The 16,185-nt window shown below is 44.2% G+C and carries 14 protein-coding genes and 1 pseudogene; 14 read left to right on the forward strand and 1 reads right to left on the reverse strand.

What is annotated here, in order from left to right:
* Positions 1-34: 34 nt before the first annotated feature.
* The 4 genes from A8709_RS15040 (at position 35) to A8709_RS15055 (ending at position 3,053) form a co-directional block, all read left to right on the forward strand.
* On the forward strand, positions 35-331 hold the full coding sequence (locus A8709_RS15040) for a hypothetical protein (RefSeq protein WP_244163195.1): 297 nt from the start codon (positions 35-37) through the stop codon (positions 329-331).
* Positions 332-424: 93 nt separating this feature from the next.
* The gene (locus tag A8709_RS15045) at positions 425-1,078 is read left to right on the forward strand and encodes a GDSL-type esterase/lipase family protein (RefSeq protein ID WP_065853180.1); all 654 of its coding nucleotides are present in this window, start codon (positions 425-427) and stop codon (positions 1,076-1,078) included.
* 266 nt (positions 1,079-1,344) lie between these two features.
* Positions 1,345-2,193, forward strand: a complete 849-nt coding sequence (locus A8709_RS15050) for a DegV family protein (protein WP_065853181.1) — start codon at positions 1,345-1,347, stop codon at positions 2,191-2,193.
* Positions 2,194-2,210: 17 nt separating this feature from the next.
* Positions 2,211-3,053: a DegV family protein gene (locus A8709_RS15055; protein ID WP_065853182.1), complete on the forward strand. Its 843-nt coding sequence runs from the start codon at positions 2,211-2,213 to the stop codon at positions 3,051-3,053.
* A 108-nt stretch (positions 3,054-3,161) separates the two neighbouring features.
* Here the strand turns inward: A8709_RS15055 and A8709_RS15060 are convergent, their stop codons facing one another.
* Positions 3,162-5,324, reverse strand: a complete 2,163-nt coding sequence (locus A8709_RS15060; protein WP_065853183.1) for a HelD family protein — start codon at positions 5,322-5,324, stop codon at positions 3,162-3,164.
* 188 nt (positions 5,325-5,512) lie between these two features.
* Here A8709_RS15060 and A8709_RS15065 point away from each other — a divergent pair, with 188 nt between their 5' ends.
* The 10 genes and pseudogenes from A8709_RS15065 to A8709_RS15115 all read left to right on the forward strand — a co-directional run bounded on the left by A8709_RS15065 (position 5,513) and on the right by A8709_RS15115 (position 16,175).
* Complete coding sequence (locus tag A8709_RS15065) at positions 5,513-5,992, forward strand: glutathione peroxidase (RefSeq protein ID WP_065853184.1); 480 nt, start codon at positions 5,513-5,515, stop codon at positions 5,990-5,992.
* 21 nt (positions 5,993-6,013) lie between these two features.
* Positions 6,014-6,703 (forward strand): PIG-L deacetylase family protein, encoded by a 690-nt coding sequence (locus A8709_RS15070; protein ID WP_065853185.1) that lies wholly within the window; start codon positions 6,014-6,016, stop codon positions 6,701-6,703.
* Positions 6,694-7,233 (forward strand): MOSC domain-containing protein, encoded by a 540-nt coding sequence (locus A8709_RS15075; protein WP_065853186.1) that lies wholly within the window; start codon positions 6,694-6,696, stop codon positions 7,231-7,233. Before A8709_RS15070 ends, A8709_RS15075 begins: the two co-directional genes overlap by 10 nt.
* A gap of 317 nt (positions 7,234-7,550) precedes the next feature.
* The gene (locus tag A8709_RS15085) at positions 7,551-7,877 is read left to right on the forward strand and encodes a DUF1904 family protein (RefSeq protein WP_065853188.1); all 327 of its coding nucleotides are present in this window, start codon (positions 7,551-7,553) and stop codon (positions 7,875-7,877) included.
* Positions 7,878-8,083: 206 nt separating this feature from the next.
* Positions 8,084-8,794: a glycosyltransferase gene (locus A8709_RS15090; protein ID WP_065853189.1), complete on the forward strand. Its 711-nt coding sequence runs from the start codon at positions 8,084-8,086 to the stop codon at positions 8,792-8,794.
* Between the two features lie 25 nt (positions 8,795-8,819).
* Complete coding sequence (locus A8709_RS15095) at positions 8,820-9,905, forward strand: glycosyltransferase family 2 protein (protein WP_065853190.1); 1,086 nt, start codon at positions 8,820-8,822, stop codon at positions 9,903-9,905.
* On the forward strand, positions 9,902-11,806 hold the full coding sequence (locus tag A8709_RS35585; RefSeq protein WP_065853191.1) for a glycosyltransferase: 1,905 nt from the start codon (positions 9,902-9,904) through the stop codon (positions 11,804-11,806). Before A8709_RS15095 ends, A8709_RS35585 begins: the two co-directional genes overlap by 4 nt.
* 160 nt (positions 11,807-11,966) lie before the next feature.
* A pseudogene (locus A8709_RS15105) lies at positions 11,967-12,305 on the forward strand (toprim domain-containing protein); the annotation flags it as partial.
* 103 nt (positions 12,306-12,408) lie between these two features.
* Positions 12,409-14,121, forward strand: a complete 1,713-nt coding sequence (locus A8709_RS15110; protein WP_065853193.1) for a tyrosine-type recombinase/integrase — start codon at positions 12,409-12,411, stop codon at positions 14,119-14,121.
* A complete protein-coding gene (locus A8709_RS15115) occupies positions 14,121-16,175 on the forward strand; it encodes a site-specific integrase (protein ID WP_065853194.1) in 2,055 nt (684 codons plus the stop codon). The genes A8709_RS15110 and A8709_RS15115 overlap by 1 nt, the downstream gene beginning before the upstream one ends.
* Positions 16,176-16,185 lie beyond the last annotated feature (10 nt).

Raw genomic sequence — 16,185 nt, forward strand, 5'->3', positions numbered from 1 at the left:
AAGGCGAGCAGTGATTTTTTGACTAATAGAAAGGGTGAGATCGACGATGATGAAATATGGGGCAGAGCACGAGGAACATCGCTTTAGCTTATCTTTTTTGGAGGCAGAAAGCCGTGGTCAATGGCGGGATATTTTCTTAGGAATCCATTTGGCTGAAGGGGAAAAGCTCCCGGAAGGCTTGGAGGCACCTTCGATTCTTGTCATTTGCAATACAGATGGGGATATTATACAAATTGTGCTGCATGATGAAGGATGCGATAGTGAATTTCAATTTACCTATGCCGAGAAAGCGCAGATTGAAGCTTATGTGGGCGAGCTTGAAAACGTTTAAAAAAACCGCGAATGTCCACGTGTAGCTATCCCTTCCCAAAATGGGCGGTGACGCATATAGTACTATACGTCATGCTTTAGGGAGAGGATAGCGATGGGGAAAAGTATTCATTATTTGGCGTTTGGCGATTCTTTAACCGTTGGTTATGGTGCTGAGGAAGGTCACGGCTTCGTTTCGATCTACCGACAATGGTTAGAGAGTATGTTCCACGAACCTGTTTCTTTGCAGCATGCTGGAACGAATGGAGCAACGACGGGAGAATTGCTGGAGACGATTGAATCTGATCCGCAGATTCGCAAAGCGATTCAAGAAGCGACGCTCATCACCATCACGGCAGGCGGGAATGATTTGATTCAAGCGGCGATTCCTTTCTTCTATGATGGCGATAATTCAATTCTCAAAAAAGCACTTCACACCTATGAGTCGAATTATAAGAAGCTCATTCATGAAATTAAGAAGCTGCGCAAAGGCATTCATGCTCCGTATTTAATCGCCATTATCGGCTTATATAACCCACTGCCACAGATACCTGATGCGGCTTATTGGGTGCAGCGGTTTAACTTATTTCTGCGAAAATTAGAGCAGCCGCATATTCAGATTGTTCAAGTGTACGATGCCTTTGTCGGGCAAGCGGCACGCTTCATCTCAGAAGATGCCATTCATCCGAACCAACTCGGTTATGAGAAATTGGCTGATCAGTTAGAAGCGACGGTGACATTGCAGCAGCTTCAATCGTTACTAGTTTAGAGTTATCTGACTTAACTGAATATGGAAATGAAATGACAGGCGCTGCCGGCCAGTACAAAAACGTGCCAGATGGATGGCATGATGGTAAGGGATGCGCCTCCATACATAGAACACGTGTAAGACATGCCTGTTTGCGAATTTTAGCGAAAGTTGTCTAAAAATGTAGGATTGAGCTTTTTTTATCGTTCTATTATACTGAACACAACATACGACTGATAACGTTCTCATTTATAATAGGATATTGATAGATAAGGTGGTAGAATCAAATGTCTCGAGTTCGTATTTTTACAGATAGTACGTGTGATTTAAGTGAAGAGTTACTGCAGCGTTTTCAAATCGAGGTCGTTCCTTTATATGTGATTTTTGAGGAACAGTCCTATCAGGATCGCGTGAATATAAATGCGCAGCAGTTGTTTGATTTTGTAACACATACCGGTAAATTGCCCAAAACTGCTGCTCCAGCGCCAATCGATTTCGAGAAGGCCTTTGCTCCGTTTATCGAAGCGGGAGAGGATATCGTCTATATAGGTCTGTCTTCTGAGCTTTCCTCGACCATTCAGAATGCAGCTATCGCAGCTGGTAGTTTCCCAGATGGTAGAATTTTGGTGATCGATTCTCGGAACCTATCAACCGGAATTGGCGTATTAGTAGTGAAGGCCGCACAAGCCGCCTTAGAGGGACGTAATCAGGCTGAGATTAAGGCCATTATAGAACCTGTAATAGGTAAGATCGAAGTGTCATTCATCATTGATACGCTGGACTATTTACATAAAGGCGGCAGATGTTCGAGTGTACAGGCTTTTATCGGAAGTCTTTTGAAAATAAGACCGATCGTTACCGTCATTGGCGGTGCAATGCAGTTAACGGACAAAGTGCGGGGGAAACGAGAAAAAGCGTTAAACCAACTGCTGCAAAATGCCTTAGCTTTTAAAGACGAAATGGATACGGATTTCATGTTCATCACACATGCGCAGGCACATGAAGAAGCTGCTTATGTGAAACAACAATTTGAATTACATACCAATGTGAAAAACGTATTTTTGACGGAAACCGGTTGCGTCGTTTCAAGCCACTGCGGACCACATACGGTAGGTATTGTTTTCGCCAAAAAATAAGAAATGAGTGGACACCTATGACGACAATCAAGATTATCACTGACAGCAGCTGCGACCTCCCGAGTACGATTATTACTGAAATTGGCGTATCCATTGTTCCTTTATCCGTGCAATTTGGGGAGGAATGTATGAAACCTGATATGGAGCTTGCCGATTTCTATGCAAGGATGAAACGGGAGAGTGCGCTGCCTAAGACCTCAAGCCCATCCCCTGGGCACTTTCTGAGCGAATATCAGAAATGTGGTGCTGATCAGGATATTCTTGTGCTTTGTCTTTCATCGGCTTTAAGCTCTACCTATCATCACGCGGTAATGGCGAAAGAGATGTTGATCGAGGAAGGCTTTACAGGCCGAATTGAAGTCATTGACTCGAAGACAACCTCGCTGGGATTAGGTGTTATCGTGTACCAAGCGGCGCAAATGGTTGCTTCAAAGGTACCTTTTGAGAAGATGGTGGCATCCATTGGACAAGCGGTAACGCGCTCTGGGACATTCTTTTTCCTAGATACCCTGGAAAATGTCATCAAAGGCGGAAGGCTGGATCGAGTACGTGGCGCTGTCGCTTCCGTGTTAAATATTAAGCTGCTGATGAAAGCCAGCGAAGAAGGCGCGATTGAGGTTGTAGAGAAAATTCGCGGCACGCAGGGAGCGTTGAAGCGGTTGATCTCGTTCCTTAGTGATAAAGAGCATGATTACGAGAAAGATGTCATTGCCATCGCACATAGCAATTGCGAGCCAAGGGCGCGTGAATTTATGGCGCAGCTGTTAGAAAAGCATCCGTTCCGGAATGTGTTATTCTCCAATATGGGGACTGTTATTGGCACCTATGCGGGGGAAGGCGGCGTTTTGGTCGCTTATTGAGTTATTTAAGAGGCTTCTAAAGTTGAAAAAGACACCTATTCCCTGATCCAAGTGATCGGTGGGTAGGTGTCTTTGTTTGCATTTGCTTGGCTCATTGAGCTGATAAGGCTACGCAGGAAATTCCGTCGTCGTAATGTCCGCTTGGTCGGCGTCGACTAGCGGCGAGAGTTCGCCGGTTACGACCAACCATAGTTCGTGCAGCGCACGCGTACAGCCAACATAGAGGAGCTTCGCGTCCATGAGCGTTGTCTCATAGTGGTCCGCGGTAACATCCATCAGAATGACAGCGTCGAACTCTAAGCCTTTGGTCAAATAGATAGGCAGCACAGAAATTCCGCCGCGATAGACGCGTTGCTTGGACGTGATCAAATTCGTTTCGATCCCGAGAGCGGTGAGCGCCTCGTGCAGTTCTTGCGCTTGCTTCTCCGTACGAGCGACAACAGCGATTGTACTGGAGCTGCCACCTTGCAAGCTAGTAAGCGCTCGCTGCAACAGTGGCAATCGCTCTTTCAGCGAAGTTTGCAGCACTCGTACTTTATTGCCACTGCGGAAGACGGGAACTGCAAGTAAGGGATTCTCAACGCCGCGCTTCAGCACAGAATTCGCGAACTGAATAATTTCCATCGTGGAACGATAGCTTCGTTCGAGTTCGAAATATCCGGTTTCTTCCTCTTTAAATAAACTGGAAAATTCCTTCCAATCCTGAATGCCTTGATACGCATGAATCCCTTGCGACAAATCCCCCAAGATGGTGAAGGAACTATTGCGTGTGTATGCATCTAAGACAGTAACTTGGAAGGGTGAGAAATCCTGCGCCTCATCAATGACCACATGATCAAACATACGATCTGACGGGATCCCATGAAGACGTGTGTGGATATAGAGGAGTGGAGCGAGATCCTCTAATTGAACTTCCTTCTTTTTGAAAAGCTTCGCAGACGCGGTCACGATCGATTCTGGTATGCCCTGCAACAAATCGGCAGGCAAGCTTTCCGGGCGGCTTTTGTCCGTGAACAGCATTTTATAGAAAGTAAATGCCGTGTATTCAGGCCAGCCCGTGAGGTAGGTGCGAAGCTTTTGCGCTGATTTCTTCTTGAGTTCTTTCTTCAGGCTTTGCTCCCACACCTTATCGAGCTGCATTTCCATCCAACGCTTGATTCGCGCGACTACACGTTCCCGACGTTTAACGAGTGGATAATGTTTGTTTTCGACGAAAAACCACTCACGAATCGTAGCAATCGGAAGCTTTGCACCATCCCAAGGCGAGAAATCCGCCACAGGCACGTAAGTTTTCTCAAGTTTAGTCAGGCAATCATCTAAGTAAAGCTTGAAGTCCATAGCCCCCTTGAAACGTCCAGGGGCGTGATCATCAACGGGAGGTCGCTTACTCCCGAGTGCGAACCAACGTTGAAGCGTGAGCTCTTGATCAGCGATCTGCACTTCATTCTCAAGTACATCGAGTGCCCAATCGGTGAAAGTGCTTTGCCCAATATTGCCCACACCGAGTTCAGGCAGAACGCCCGAAATATAATCTAAGAACATGGAGTTGGGAGCGAAAATAATCATACGTTCCGCCCGAACCTGTTCGCGATACTGGTAGAGTAAGAAAGCGAGTCGGTGCAAGGCGACGGTTGTTTTGCCGCTTCCTGCGACCCCTTGAATAATAAGTGCAGTATTCTTCGCGGCACGGATAATGCGATCTTGCTCCGCTTGAATCGTAGAGACGATATCGCGTAGTTTATTATCTTTATTTTCGCCCAGCCGGTAGAGTAAGAACTCATCGCCGACGGAGAGGGAGTCTTCGTTGCGGTCGTATGTATCGACAACCCGTTGAAGAATTTGCTTGCGGACGACAAGATTTCGCTTCAAATAGACGAGTCCATCGATGATGCCATCCGGCGAATCGTACGATGCGGCGTCCAAGCCGCCAGTGAATGAGTAGAATAAGCTTGCGACCGGTGCGCGCCAATCAATGACGAGAAGATGTCCGTTGCGCTCGTCTTCAACACCTGCTTTGCCTATATACAGCGGTACAGGTGCGCCAGCTCCCGTTTCTTCGAAATCAAGGCGTCCGAAGTACGGTTCATCAATCGCCTTAGCCAAATTATGTCTGCCATTTTCGCGTAAAGCCTCAAGGGCCTGCTCGGTTAAATCGGGACCGTAATAAACTGGAGTAGCGCGCAGCCGCTCCAATTGTTTATCGATTTCGATATTCGTTTGTTCGAGCCGATGAAGTTCTTCTTGATAGGCACTTTGAGTCTTTGTGTCCAAGATCAGTTACCTCCTAAGATCAGATGTTGTTTATTGAAATGTCATAAACAGGTAAACACTATAACACACCTGCTCGGAGATAGAAAGTCATTTATAAGAAATGAGTTTTTCGTCGGTTTGGGCTTCTGCGGCATGGGGTGGTATACTTAAAAGGTAGTTATTACAAATTTATGGAGGCGAACCTCATCATGTCTATTTATGATATTAACGTACAAACCATTACTGGCGAAACACAGTCACTTTCGGCATACAAAGGGAAGGTTCTGCTCATTGTCAATACAGCGAGCGCATGTGGTCTTACGCCGCATTATAAAGGGCTCCAAGAGCTTTATGACCAATATCAAGATCAAGGGCTTGTTGTACTCGGGTTTCCATGTAATCAATTTGCTGGACAAGAGCCAGGCACGAACGAAGAGATCCAAGCTTTCTGCGAGTTGAACTACAAGGTGACGTTCCCATTGTTTGATAAAATTGAAGTGAAAGGCGAGGGTCAGCATCCGCTTTACGCTTATTTGCTTAGCCATACACCAGCACCGTATAACACAGGTGATATCGAGTGGAATTTCGTGAAGTTCCTGGTGGATGCTGAGGGTAATGTGATTAAGCAATACGGTGCTCGTACGGAGCCTGCTGAGATCAGCGGAGATATTGAAGCTTTATTAGCATAAAAAAGGAATGGAGGACGTGCAATGGGGTCTCGACACGGGTTTATATATGCCCATCCGGATGATGAAACGTTCTTAAGCGGATGCCTCATTCGCCGTCTTGCTGACGAAGGGGAACCTCCCGTTCTATTGCTCGCCACGCGTGGCGATGCGGGTAGACAAGGGCTTGAACGGGCCAAGAATCGCCAAGAACTCGCCGAATTGCGGGAACAAGAAATGGCAGTTGCTGCGGACATATTAGGCATTGCTGCCGTAGAGCATCTAAAGTGGCCGGATGGTCAGTTAGATGAGGTTGATTTCGGGACGTTGGTTCAAGGCGTGATTTCGTTTATACAGCGTCACGAAGTAGAAATTGTCTATTCCTTTGCTGAGGACGGTGGAAATGGGCATCGTGACCATATCGCCATCTCCAAGGCAACGACGGCAGCGGTGCTAAGCGGAGCGTGCCCAAGCGTAAGGAAACTTTATTATGCGAACTCTCCTTTTATTAGAGAGAAGGGGCTTAAGCCATCCATCATGATTGACACTGAGAGCATGTGGCCTGTCAAGGCTGCTGCACTACGAGCGCACGAAACCCAGCATGTAACGATTAATAGGACTTTCGGGAATTTGGTCGATTTTCCAGAAGAGAGACGCTGGGAAGCCTTCGTGTTAGGTTGGCAGGATGGCGTGCTTTGGCCTGAGCGAGAGGAAGTTGAGTCGCAATGCCCCTAATCGCTCGAATTGAAGCGATTCTTATCGCAGATGATCCATCGACGTTCGTAACACGAGCGCTGGACCGCGTAGCACTGCAGTTTGGCGGGATTGAAGGTGACCGGCATTTCGGAATTTTCGCCAAAGCGGGTGTCCGACAGCCGATGTATAAGCGCGGCCAGGAGATTATGAATCGACGCCAGCTCAGCATTGTTTCTGTGGAAGAACTGCAAGGCATTGCAGAGCGGATTGGCGTAGATCACATCAAACCAGAATGGTTAGGTGCTAATCTTGTGGTGAGCGGAGTCCCGGAGTTAACGAAGCTGCCGATGGGCATCCGGATGATGCTCCCGAGTGGTGGCGGGCTCGTCTGTGAAGGTGAGAATGAACCGTGTTCTGGTCCAGGTCGTATCATTGCGAGTCACTACAACGATTCTCTGTTGACGAAGCTCTTCATCCAAAAAGCGCAGCAAGCAAGAGGCATTGTGGCTTATGTAGAACGGCCGGGCGAGATCCGGGTAGGTGATTTGGCAAAAATACATATGGAATGACATCGACCCCCAGAAAACGGGTTAACCTTACGAATGTCACTAAGGAGAAGGTTATTTGTCGAATTTGGGGGAGTGGAGAGATGTCTCTTTGTAATTGTGATAAATGTGGACGCTTATTCCTCGCGAAATGGGAATCACGTTGTACAAGCTGTTCACAGCTCGTGCTTAAGGATACACATAAAGTGAAGGATTTTGTTCGTGAGCATCCACGAGCAACTTTGATTGAAATCTACAATATGACAGGGGTTCCCCTGCAAACGATAAAAGAATTAATGAGAGCTTAAACGTGTAAATTGCTGGAAGAGGAGTTTCGATCCATGCCTCACATGATTGTTCGAGGAATCAGTGTTCTAGACATCCAATCGATTAGCTCAGCGCTAATTGCTGAATTAGCCGAAGTGTGTGATTGCGGAACAGATAACTTTATGCTGGAATGTCTCTCGACGGTGTCTATTTTCGAAGGTGAGATCTGCGCGACCTATCCTTTTATTGAAGTGGGTTGGTTCGAGCGGGGGCCTGAAGTTCGTGATGCGTATGCCGGCGTATTGACGAAACACATCTTGTCACTGGGTATACCAGAAGTGGAAATTGCCTTCAAGGTGTACAAGGAAGACAGCTATTATTGGAATGGTAAGCTAGTTTAGATCGTCTGCCTATGCTTGGTTATGATAAGCCACCAAATCTGCTTAAACAGCAGGTTTTGGTGGCTTTTTTGCTGTGTCATTTGGAGCAAGTCATTCGCCCTTTTTCATAAAAATACGGCTTGGAATGGGGGACTAGGGCAAGGTCTAACGAACGCTTTGGCCTTGTAGGACATATAAATTGAATAAGGATGAAAGGAGTTGACTTCATGCGGAATCGTCTTGCAAAAGTAACTCTCTCTATGATTGTGAAAAACGAAAGCCATCGCTATTTACGATCTGTACTGACACAGCTGCGAGATTGGGTCGATGAAGCCGTTATTGTTGACGATGGAAGTACGGATGATACGGTGGATATTTGTCAAAAGGTATTGGCACATATCCCGCTCAAGATCATTCGAAATCAGCAATCGCAATTCTCGAACGAGGTCAACCTTCGCAAACAGCAATGGGAAGAAACGATAGCCACGCAGCCTGAATGGATTCTCAACTTAGATGCGGATGAATGGATGGAGAGTCGATATCAACCTCATTTGGACGCTATTCTAAGTAGCTGTACACAGGATGCAATCTACTTACGGTTGTTTGATATGTGGAGTGAGACGCATTATCGAGATGATGTTTACTGGTCGGCTCACAACACGTATCGCCCCTTTCTGATCCGGTACAAACCGGGATTTCCTTCTGTCTGGCACGAGGTTCCACAGCATTGCGGGCGTTTTCCAGCTTCGATTCATGTACTTCCCTACTTCTTGCACCCTTGCAGAATCAAGCATCTAGGCTGGTCGAATCCCGCTGATCGGATCGCGAAATATCGCCGATATATGGAGCTGGATCCTAACGCGAAATACGGATGGAAAGAGCAATATGATTCCATTTTGGACGAAAGTCCGCATCTTGTGGCGTGGCAGGACGAATAACAACTTAGATAAAGGAGGCCAGAAGGTGATTTCAATTAGTCTCTGTATGATTGTCAAGAATGAAGAGCAAGCGCTGGGTCGGTGTCTTCACTCGGTCAGAGATGTTGCCGATGAGATTATCATCGTGGATACAGGTTCTACCGATCGCACAAAGGAGATAGCAGCTTCATTTGGTGCGGTAATTTACGATTTCGCATGGATCGACGATTTTGGAGCGGCACGTAATTATTCTTTTTCCAAAGCAACACAATCCTATATTCTTTGGTTGGATGCGGATGATGAATTTGAAGAAATCGACCGTATTAAATTAGTTGCACTGAAACAAACCTTAGATCCAAGTGTCGACAGCGTCTCGATGAATTATCATTTAAGCTTCGATGCTACGGGGAAAGTGACTTCCAGTCTGCGACGGAACCGATTAGTAAAGCGTGAACGCGACTTTCAATGGGAAGGTCCAGTGCATGAAGTGCTAATTGTTGGCGGTAAGATTCTTGCTGCTGATGTTGCAGTGACGCATAAGAAAGATAAAGAGCATACCGACCGTAATCTTCGTATTTATCGCAAAAGGGAAGAAGCCAAGGAAGATTTCTCTCCACGTGATCTGTACTATTTTGCAAATGAGCTTCGAGATCATGGGCTGCATACAGAGGCGATTGCCTATTACGAACGCTTTCTGGATACGAAAAAGGGGTGGATCGAGGACGTCTACTCCACCTGTTTGAAAATCGGAGACAGCTATGGTGTTTTGAAAAATAACGAGGCGCAAATTCGCGCTTATTTCCGAGCCTTGGCTTATGATAAGCCGCGAGCGGAGATGTGCTGTCGGGTAGGCGCTTACTTTTTAGAGCATCATGCAGTTGGTTTAGCAGCTTACTGGTACGAAACGGCAACCACGCTAGGGACACCTGAGGGATTGATGGGCAGAGTGGATCATGCGGCTTGGACGTGGCTGCCACATCTGCAACTATGCCTCTGTTATGACCGATTGGGTGACAAGGAGCGAGCAAATGTACACAATGAGAAAGCTTTTGAATATCAGCCCAACCATCCGAGTATTCTGCATAATCGCGCCTATTTTGCGAAGGTCCTGCGTAAGGGACCAGCCGAATGAGCCATAAACGCATACTCATAGGGAGTCCGATCAGACAAACGGCGAAAATACTGCAAGCTTTCTTGGATTCACTCGTGGAGCTAGAGCAAAATACCTGTGAAGTCAGTTATTTTTTCATAGATGACAATGTATCCGGTGAATCGCGTGAAATCTTACGTCATTTCCAGCAAAAGAATGAAAGAACGTTCATACAAGATATGCCTTTAGAACCAGTCATCTATGCCAAAGATGAGCGTACCCATTATTGGGAAGAGGCCACGATGTGGAAAGTCGGAAGCATGAAGGATGACATTATTGTTTATGCGATAGAACATAATTTCGACCACTTATTTCTCATAGATTCCGATCTTATCTTACACCCCAGAACATTGGAACAGCTCATCTCCACGGAAAAGGATATTATTTCCAATATTTTCTGGACGAAATGGCATCCGGATCAAATCGAAATGCCTCAGGTGTGGTTGACGGACCAGTACACATTGTTTCGAATGACGCGGAAAGAGACTTTAACGGAAGAGATCATTACACAGCGTAAATTGGATTTCCTCAAACTTATGCGGACCCCAGGCATTCATGAGATCGGCGGACTTGGTGCGTGCACCTTGATCAGTCGGGAGGCGATGGTACGCGGAGTGCGATTTGCGGAAATCCGAAATATATCTTTCTGGGGAGAAGATCGACACTTCAGTATTCGTGCGCAAGCTTTAGGCTTCTCCTTATACGTAGATACACATTACCCTGCGTTTCATGTGTTTCGACAATCCGATTTTGGGGGAATTGACGTGTATAAACGTTCTTACAATCCCATTGAAGATAAAGATCGCAAGATCACCGTAAGCTTATGTATGATTGTGAAAAATGAAGAGCATGCACTGCCCGAATGTTTGAAATCCGTGGCAGGTATTCCCGATGAAATTATTATCGTGGATACGGGATCGACGGACCGCACGAAGGAGCTTGCTGGCACATTTACCGATCAGATCTTTGATTTCGAATGGATCGACGATTTCGCGGCTGCACGGAATTTCGCCTTTTCCAAAGCGACGAAACAATATATTCTCTGGCTGGACGCGGATGATGTGATCACAGATCGAGACCGTGCGCTCTTTCTGGAGCTCATTCGAACCATGGATCCGCTTGTGGATCGTGTGACGATGCCCTATAACCTTGGTTTTGATGCAAATGGCAAAGTGTCGACCTCCTTACGGCGTAATCGACTTGTTCGTCGAGATTGCCAATTTCAATGGGTAGGCCCCGTTCATGAATATTTAGCTGCCTATGGCAGTGTGCTCAATAGCGATGTGGCAATCACACATCAGAAGGATAAAGCATACACCGATCGAAATTTACGTATCTATCGCAAGCGTCAAGAGATGGGGGAGACTTTCGGGCCGAGGGATTTATTTTATTTCGCCAATGAGCTTAGAGATCATGCCCACTATGAGGAAGCCACTGGGTATTATCAGCAATTTCTTGATAGTGACGGTTGGGTCGAGGATAAAATTAATGCCACAATCAATTTGGCGGATTGCTATGCTCACCTGAAGGATCGGGATGCACAAATGGTCGCTTTGATTCGCGCCTTCGAATTTGATCGGCCTAGAGCTGTTACTTGCTGCCGGATCGGATTTATTTTTGTCAGTGAGGGGAGCTATGAGAAAGCGATATACTGGTATGAAAAAGCCTGTCAAAGTCCGAATGTCGGCGATATGACCGCCTTGACAGACCATAGCGCTTGGACGTGGCTGCCGCGTGTACAGCTGAGTCTCTGTTACGACAAACTTGGTGATCCACTTAAAGCGAAGATGCATAATGATGTTGCATATCATTACAATCAAGCCCATCCTGCGATTCTTCATAATCGGCTTTATTTCGAAAAGCTATTTCCGAAGGAATCCTAATCCACGTTACAACTAAAGCCCTCAGGGGCTTTTTTTCTATGCCAAAAGTCATTTTTCACAGGATCGATATTGCAGGCGCTTATAAAGTGGGATACACTGAATCGACAGAATCTGATTTCTAAATGAGCTTTGGAAATCAAAGGTTAGGAGCGATTAGTGGTTGAAGACATTAATTATTGCGGAAAAACCCGATATGGGGCGAAATATTGCTGCCGCAATAGAACCAAAGGCCAAAAATATGAGGTCCCATCTTGAGGGCGAACAGTATATCATCACGTGGGCTATTGGGCATTTGATTGAGCTGGCTGAACCTGATCAATATGATGATAAATATAAGAAATGGAATATCAATCACTTGCCGATCATTCCGACTGAGTTTAAATTGATCCCGAATCCGCGCACCTATGACCAACTTAAAGTCATTGCTGAGCTTGCGAAAAAGTGTGATCAGCTGGTCAACGCCTGCGATGCGGGACGTGAGGGTCAGCAAATGGGAAGTAGGCAATGAAATATATAGAAACCCCTTCTGTTATCTAACGGAAGGGGTTTATTATTGTTGTAAGGATTTAAGTCTTTGTGTAGAATTAAGGGAGAATATGTAAATGAAAATAGGGATTGGATTAGTATACCTCATTGTTATATACAATAAAATGAATAATGATACAAAAAGGAGAATGGGATTGGGATATAAAGAACTCTTGAGTAGGGCGGCGCTAATGACTGAAACAGTCAGATTAATTGCATATGCACGATACTACAAGTCGCTTCAAATAAATGGATTGTATTACGTACATCAAGTAGATGGAAGCAATGCCATTGCCATATGTGGACCTGATCATAAAACACATCATGAATCAACTACATTTTTATTGAGTCAACTGCATGACAAGAAGTGTCAGATTAAAACAGTGGAGGGACATGCTCGTAATTTAAAGAAGTTCTTAGACTTTCTAATGTTTTGGTTATTAGAAGACGAAATGGAAAGTATTCATCATGTTCCAGTAAAGTCTGGTGGTACTTATCCACTTGAAGTAATTCTCTTAGGGTTTGCAGATTATCTACGATGTATACCAAATGGGTATAAGCCCTTTTCAGAATTAAAGGGTTCAAATCATAGTATACAGTGGTCAATGTTAAAAAGTATACCTCTCAATAAGTATGCAATGGCTGAAGGGAAAGTAGTGCCAGCAGTTCGAAATGATCATAACCAACTTAGGAAAGTAGACTGGTGTGAATATTCCCCAGGTGCACTTGCACCTATCCTATATACAGCTTGTGCCTATTTGGAATTTTTACGAGAACGTACAAAACGGTATGTGAATTTACCTATAGAACAAATACCTAGAAAAGAAATAAGAGAAAGCTACTCTTTGATATCTGGTACTGCGGGTAGCCGAATACGCATTGTTTTTGATGTTGAGAATCTAGCACATGATTCTGGAACCGCAGGTCCAAGCGGTGGAAAGGGTCGTCAGGGTACGCCAATTGATCGTTCTGAGGTTATAAGCGAAGCTGAAGCGAACAGTTTCTTCACATTTTTGAACCCTTATGAAGATGCACAAGACCTTCTATTATTTACTATTCTAAGATACTTTGGTTTACGACCTGGAGAAGCAGCTAACATCCAAATTGACGAGTCTTCTGTCCCAACAAATCTTGAAATGTATCATAGCTCAAGAGAAGCATTAGTTTTATCTTTGCTTGGGAATATAAAATTCATTCAAGAGAAAGGGTTACATGGAAACTGGGTCATACATACTGGATGGAAAACGAAAGCGTCGCAAAGAGAAGTACCGTTAATAAATCACAAGGCAATTGATCCCTACTCAGGAGCTGAAATTCATTTTCCTACACAAGATCAGTTTACAGATATACTTTACTGGGCACTTGTTCAGCGAAGTGACTTGATGTCGCATAACCATGGAAAAGATCATGGTTTTTTGTTTGTCTCGTCTTCTAATAATTCAAGAGGAAAGCCATTAAGTGAAAAGGGAGTATATAGCAAATTTAATAAACTAGTCAATAAATTATGGGTAAATTCTCAGAATTCAATAGATTTACGATCTTATTATCCTCATACTTTCAGACACCTTTTTGCCACCTCATTGTGCCTTAGATATCGCAGACCAATCGAGGAGATAAGCAAATGGCTTGGGCATTCATCAGTAACAATAACGCAAAATAGTTATATTCACTGGATTCCAGAAACAAATACAGAGATTGAAAAAGGTGAAGTAGCGCATATGAGTAAATTATACAAGGAACAAGCTGATATTTCTGAACGGGCAATGTTGAGTAGAGGGGAAGAAGTTTAGTGTCATTAGAATGGGTTCCTTTGGCTGCGTTTCGTAGATTTCTGAAAGAAACACTCAAATTAAATAATGTGGCACAAAAATTTTTTCCAATGAAGAATGCTGTAATTCAACTTCAAGCCACCTATCCTAACCCACAAGATTGGCTTGCTACCAATCCTGAGCTAAGATTGTCATTTCGAGCAGGGGGTTCTCATGAGCTCTGGTACATTATTTTCTGGGTTTGGGATACTGGCTACTGCGATGGTGATGATCAAGAGGCACTCATTCGACGTACAGATATTATAAGATTTTTATCGACGAGAGGGCGTGTAAACCTTGCTAATTTTCCTGTAAAGTTAGGACTGCTTTCGAACTCTGAAGAGGAGTTTATAAGAAGTAAGGATGTTTCTAAAAAAGGTTTGTTGAACAAACTAGCTATTCATATGATAAGTGTCATGAAGCCGTTAAAACAATTTACAGAAGAAGAGATAAATCTAGCAGATCTGATGCGACCAAATGATCAACGCTATAATGCCAAGAATTTAAAAGATCTAATTTTTGAGTTGGGACATTCTGAAATACCAGGGAAAAGAAGACATAGGACATATTTGGATAACTGTTGTTTACATCCCATATGGGGTAAAGTGTCAAAAGAATATCGTCAACATTTGATTCGTGCAGATGCTTTAGACTACTACATGCGTAAGGCTGGAGCAGCTTTATTAAAATTTTTTGTTTGGCTTGATAAACGAGGGGAGCGTGATGCTTCTCTTCTTGATTATGAAGACTATCTAGATTTGTTTGATTATTTTTCTCTAAATGAAGATGGTAATAAATACTCTAACAAATACATCGGTAACAGCTTAAGCTTTATTAAAGCATTTATGATGTGGGGAGTGGGTCTTCAATCCTTTTTTCCGAATCAATTGGACTGGCCGAATGACGTGTATTCAGGTATACACCGTGATGCTCAAAGAGAGACGTATGCTGGCGACGGATTAGCATTTGATGACCCTGATTTTCCTTCACTAATGAAAGGAGCGATTGAAAATTACAAACCAGAGGACGATTTAGAATCATTATGTCGTGCTTTCTGGCTAATTATAGCTTCTTCGCCAGTACGTAAAACGTATTTGCTTAACTTACAAGTTGAAGATTGTGTGTTACCACTACCAAATGCACCAGCTGCAATTGGGTTATACAGTCCTCATGCAGGTATTGAGAAGGCTAAGCATAGAAATGGTCAGTTTCCAATTTTAGATTCTAGCGGATTAATGGCATTAAATTTTTTAAAGAAGAGAGCAGTGGAGAATGAATTACGTCCAATGTGGAATGAAAGGGCAGAAGCCTCTTATGTTCATTTGTTTCAACTCAAAGAATTCCCTTGGCTATTAAATGAAAAGCAAATATACAAGTTTTTTGATAAAATCGCGGAATTTATTGGACATAAGGATAAAAAAGGGAAAGCTCACGGATATAGACACTACCTTATTACTCATATTTCGATTGAGACTGGAAGTAGTGCTTTAGCACGATTAGCTGCAGGACACGAAAATGATGCGATGTTAAGTCGTTATCTTAGAAGTAATCTTTCTCGTAAAGCCTTGTTATTCGCAACAATGAAGAAGTATCAGGATGGTGAAATTGCTGGACGATTCATTTGGCGTATTTTTGAAGCACTTACCGATGACCAATCTGAACCAGATGAGTTGATAAAGGCACTAGGATCAGAAGAAATTACTTTAGATGAATTTTTTGCAAACTATGGTTTACCCGCACCAACAGGTGTCGGTAGGTGTCTCATTCAGGGAGCATGTGAATTTGAGGCGAAATGCTTTTCCTGTCATCATTACGCTATAAGAAAGAGTGAAGTAGATCAAGCTTTCCAAAAACTTGCTAGATTGACCAAAGGGATGTGGAACATGATGAGAGGAAGTAGAGACTTTACTACTCAAAATTCGAAAGCAGCTGGGTTAATGACACAAATAGCACTGCTCGGAGATATGATTCGACACTTCGGGTACTCGGAAGACCAAATTCAAGAGGAAATTGTTCATAGAATCTCAAATGTTTAGACTAGATAGG

This window comes from Paenibacillus pectinilyticus (genome assembly GCF_001700435.1).
Classification (GTDB): Bacteria; Bacillota; Bacilli; order Paenibacillales; family NBRC-103111; genus Paenibacillus_E; species Paenibacillus_E pectinilyticus.